Origin of the sequence: Candidatus Endomicrobiellum pyrsonymphae, assembly GCF_020328025.1 — a bacterium.
Classification (GTDB): domain Bacteria; phylum Elusimicrobiota; class Endomicrobiia; order Endomicrobiales; family Endomicrobiaceae; genus Endomicrobiellum; species Endomicrobiellum pyrsonymphae.
The window spans coordinates 1-4,361 of record NZ_JAIXMZ010000111.1 but is presented as its reverse complement, the minus strand read 5'-3'; the positions used below and the strand labels follow the sequence as shown (position 1 = coordinate 4,361).

Sequence of the window (4,361 nt, the reverse complement as noted above, 5' to 3'; positions counted from 1 at the left end):
GTACCACAATTTCGCCGAGTCTTTCGTTGAGACAGTGCCCTCTTTGTTACGCCATTCGTGCAGGTCGGGTAAGTTCCGACCTGCACGAATGGCGTAACAAAGAGGGCACTGTCTCAACGAAAGACTCGGCGAAATTGTGGTACCCGTGAAGACGCGGGTTGCCTGCGGTTAGACGAAAAGACCCCGTGGAGCTTTACTGTATCTTAGCCTTGAATTATGGAAGTAAATGCGTAGAATAGGTGGGACCCTTTGAAGCATGGCTTTTGGGCTGTGTGGAGGGACAATGTGAAATACCACCCTTTTAGTTCTGTGGTTCTAACTCCTATGTTTGAATCGACAGGGAGGACATGGTTAGGTGGGCAGTTTAACTGGGGCGGTTGCCTCCTAAATAGTAACGGAGGCGTTCAAAGGTACCCTCAGGACCAATAGAAATGGTCTATAGAGCGCAAGTGCAGAAGGGTGCTTAACTGCGAGACATACACGTCGAGCAGATGCGAAAGCAGGAACTAGTGATCCGGCGGTTCAGTGTGGAATTGCCGTCGCTCAACGGATAAAAGCTACCCCGGGGATAACAGGCTTATTTTCTCCAAGAGTCCATATCGACGAGAAAGTTTGGCACCTCGATGTCGGCTCATCCCATCCTGGGGCTGGAGTAGGTCCCAAGGGTTTGGCTGTTCGCCAATTAAAGGGGTACGTGAGCTGGGTTCAGTACGTCGCGAGACAGTACGGTCTCTATCTACCGTGGGCGCAGGAAACTTGAGAGGACTCGTTCTTAGTACGAGAGGACCGGAATGAACATACCTCTGGTGTTTCGGTTGTTCCGCCAGGAGCATTGCCGAGTAGCCAAGTATGGACGAGATAAACACTGAAAGCATATAAGTGTGAAACTCACCTCAAGATAAGGTTTCCCTGAAGGGCACTTGTAGACTACGAGTTTGATAGGTTGGGAGTGGAAGTGCAGTAATGCATGTAGCTAACCAATACTAATCGCCCGTTTGGCTTGGTCGCATTTTCTAATCTTTATGTGAATGTTGTAAAAACGCAGATTTGCCTACACTGTTTAGGTTTTCAGTATTGTTCTTTAGAATTGAAAATATTTCCGGTGGTTATTCCGATGGTGTCACACCCGATCCCGTTCCGAACTCGGAAGTTAAGCCCATCAGGGCCGATGGTACTTGGACCGCAGGGTCCCGGGAGAGTAGGTCGCCGCCGGATTATATTTTTGGATTGCTGTTGTAGTCAGAGACAGTAAGATGTCGCAAGATATTAAAAGAGGACGATAGTCCTTTCTTACCGAGACGAAGCCCTTGTTATTTTGAATTCTAAAACTTCTCTCGCGAGAAGTTTTTTTATTTATATTAAAAAGATGTTCTACGCATAGTAGGTATTATTAATTAGCGAAGGTGGTTGTAAAGAAAATAATTTTAAGTATTGTTTGTACAGAGAATCGGGTGTTCAATTAGGAGTATCTTTTTGATAGGCCGGCTATTGAGATTGAAATATCTGGGCAATACTCTTCAGCGAAAGTTCACAATTATATCTTTTTGATAAGCCGGTTGTTGAGATTGAAATAGGAGTAAAAAATGCCAAATGTAAGGAATCGAGAAGTCGTAAAGAGTTTAGCTGAAAAATTTAAAGCTATGAAAGGCTTGATATTAACAGAATATCATGGTCTTACAGTTGAAGAAATTTCAGAACTTCGGTCTAAACTTCGTTCGCTGGGTAGCGAATATACTGTTGTTAAAAATACTTTAAGCGAAATAGCCCTTAAGGAAGCAGGTATTGAGGCAGGCGCTAATTTTTCAGGTTCCACAGCTCTTGTTATTGAGAACGGAGACATAGTATCTTCTGCAAAAGCTGTTTTTGATTTTGCAAAAACACATACTAAATTGAAAGTCAGAGCAGGCTTTTTGGATGGGAAGTTTGTGGATGCTGCAGTTGTTGAGCAATTGTCAGCTCTTCCTTTAAGAGAAGTTTTGCTTGCGAAAATATTGAGCAGCATGAACGCCCCTATAACAAGTTTTGTAAATGTATTGGTGGCAAATATCAGAGGTTTGGTAACAGTATTAAGCGCAATTTCAAAAAAGCAAGCAGTGTAACGCTTGTCTTTTGCAGTTATGCTTTCTTCTGCTTCGGTTCATTTGCATAACAGAGCAACCCTCGCTGAAGCAAGCGTCGCCTAACTGCAAAATACTTTACACTAGGCAATGGAAGTGGAGTTTGATAGGTGTAAAGTGCTAAAAAAGCAAAAAAAGAAGTCAATAATTGGAGGATAGTAAAATGGCAGAGTTATCGAAGGATCAGTTAATTGAAGCAATTTCATCGTTGTCGGTTATCGAACTTGCAGGGCTTGTAAAATCATTAGAAGAAAAGTTTGGTGTGTCAGCGGCAGCTCCAGCAGCAGTCGTGTCAGCGGCAGCTCCAGCAGTAGCGGCAGCTGAAGAAAAGACAGAATTTAACGTCGTTTTAACAGGCGCTGGCGCGAGCAAAATCAACGTTATTAAAGTTGTAAGAGAAGTTACAGGTCTCGGACTTAAAGAAGCAAAAGATCTTGTTGACGGCGCACCTAAATTGGTAAAGGAAAATATTGCAAAAGCTGAAGCCGAAGAAATAAAGAAAAAGCTTACAGAAGCAGGCGCAACTGTTGAACTTAAGTAAAATTGACTGGATATTTCGCTTGATGTTAACAGCAATCAGATTAGATAGTTGTCCGAAAGCCGAAGGTTTGAAGTATCCATTTTTTGGATATTTCGCTTCGCTCAATAACGACAACAAGCTAGTTGTTGTGTTTTTTTTTGAAAAATATTGGCGCTTCCGTTTTGTCTGACAAAAGTATGAAATAGTTTGACAAATAATATTTATTATGTATAATGGGCGCTTGTTTGCTGTTTGTATATAAAATCAAAGAACAGGTTGAAAATAATGAATAAAGTTAACTTTGGGAAAATAGGGGCTCCGATAGATCCGCCACTTCTTTTAAAAATGCAAAAGGATTCTTTTGCTGAGTTTCTGCAGCAAGACGTTCCTCCTGAAAAAAGAAAGTATCGAGGACTTGAAGGCGCTTTTAGAGATATATTTCCTCTGACAAGTTCCGATGAGAGTTTGGTTTTAGAATACGTTTCTTATTCTTTTGGCGAGCCAAGATACTCTGTCGAGGAATCCATTGCCAGAGACGCTACGTATGCTTCGCCTTTAAAAGTCAAATTAAGGCTTATGCATAAGAAGGAAGATGGCAAGGAGAAAGAGCTTTCGGAACAGGAAGTGTATTTTGGCGATATTCCTTTGATGACGGATACAGCCACGTTCATTATTAATGGAGCTGAGCGTGTTGTTGTCAGTCAAATTCATCGTTCTCCCGGGGTCATTTTTGAAGAAGATGAGGAAAAAAGAGTTACCATTGTGGGCAAGCCTTTGTTCTTTGGAAGAATAATTCCTTACAGGGGCGCATGGGTTGAATTTGAATTTGATCAAAATGGTATATTGTATGTGAGAATTGATCGCAAACGAAAAATATTTGCAACCACTTTTTTGCGTGCATTAGGTTTTGAAACTGATGAAGAAATTTTGAATCTTTTTAAAGAGATCAAGGAAGTGTCCTTGGATGCTTTGTTGACTTCTCTTGCAGTTGAGTATCTTGCAGAAGATATTTACGATAGAACTACCGGCGAAATAATTGCAGATTCCGGGAAGGAATTGAAAAAAGATTTGATAAAAAAACTTCAGACAAAGGGTTTTACAACGGTATCGGTATTAAAAGATGTTTCTATTCTTTTAACGTTAAGGAAAGACACAATAAAGAGTCAGAGAGAAGCAGTTAGTCACATATATAAGGTTTTAAAAACCCAAGAGTTTATTATGCAGGAAAAAGCGCAGGGTTTCTTGGAAGAACTTCTTTTTAAATCTGTGAGAAGATACGATTTGACAACTGTTGGAAGGTATAAAATATTAAAGAAGCTTGCTCCTATTTTTAAGTATTACGAAAAGAACTTTAATTTGCCAACTCCTTTGGATGTCAAGAGAACCTTAACAAGAGAAGATATAGTAGCTACGCTTAAATATTTCTTAATGCTTTACAGCGGTGAAACTGAGTTTACTGAAGGCAAGCAGACCATCAAGATTGGTTTGGATGATATTGATCATTTGGGAAACAGACGTGTAAGATCTGTTGGTGAGTTGTTGGAAAATCAAATTAGAATTGGTCTTGTTCAAATGGCAAGACTCGTGAAAGAGCGTATGAACAATCAAGATAAAGCTAATGTTACCCCAAGATCTATCACAAGTATTACTCAATTCGTGGTTCAAATAAGAAAGTTTTTTGGAACTTCACAACTTTCTCAATTCATGGATCAGATAAATCCTTT

2 protein-coding genes, 2 rRNA genes and 1 pseudogene are annotated in these 4,361 nt (G+C 40.4%); all 5 read left to right on the top strand.

Annotated features, from left to right (window positions below; genetic code table 11):
• Positions 1-1,008: ribosomal RNA gene (locus tag LE180_RS06800) — 23S ribosomal RNA — on the top strand; the annotation flags it as partial.
• A gap of 90 nt (positions 1,009-1,098) precedes the next feature.
• Positions 1,099-1,215, top strand: a 5S ribosomal RNA gene (gene rrf / locus LE180_RS06795).
• A gap of 368 nt (positions 1,216-1,583) precedes the next feature.
• Positions 1,584-2,099: a 50S ribosomal protein L10 gene (gene rplJ / locus LE180_RS06790; protein WP_374134695.1), complete on the top strand. Its 516-nt coding sequence runs from the start codon at positions 1,584-1,586 to the stop codon at positions 2,097-2,099.
• A 181-nt stretch (positions 2,100-2,280) separates the two neighbouring features.
• Positions 2,281-2,658 (top strand): 50S ribosomal protein L7/L12, encoded by a 378-nt coding sequence (rplL, locus tag LE180_RS06785; RefSeq protein WP_374134694.1) that lies wholly within the window; start codon positions 2,281-2,283, stop codon positions 2,656-2,658.
• A 264-nt stretch (positions 2,659-2,922) separates the two neighbouring features.
• Positions 2,923-4,361 (top strand): annotated as a pseudogene (rpoB, locus tag LE180_RS06780) (DNA-directed RNA polymerase subunit beta); the annotation flags it as partial.

Excerpts from the sequence above, each read along its gene's own strand:
- rplJ (WP_374134695.1), top strand. The coding sequence starts at position 1,584 with ATGCCAAATGTAAGGAATCGAGAAGTCGTAAAGAGTTTAGCTGAAAAA.
- rplL (WP_374134694.1), top strand. The coding sequence starts at position 2,281 with ATGGCAGAGTTATCGAAGGATCAGTTAATTGAAGCAATTTCATCGTTG.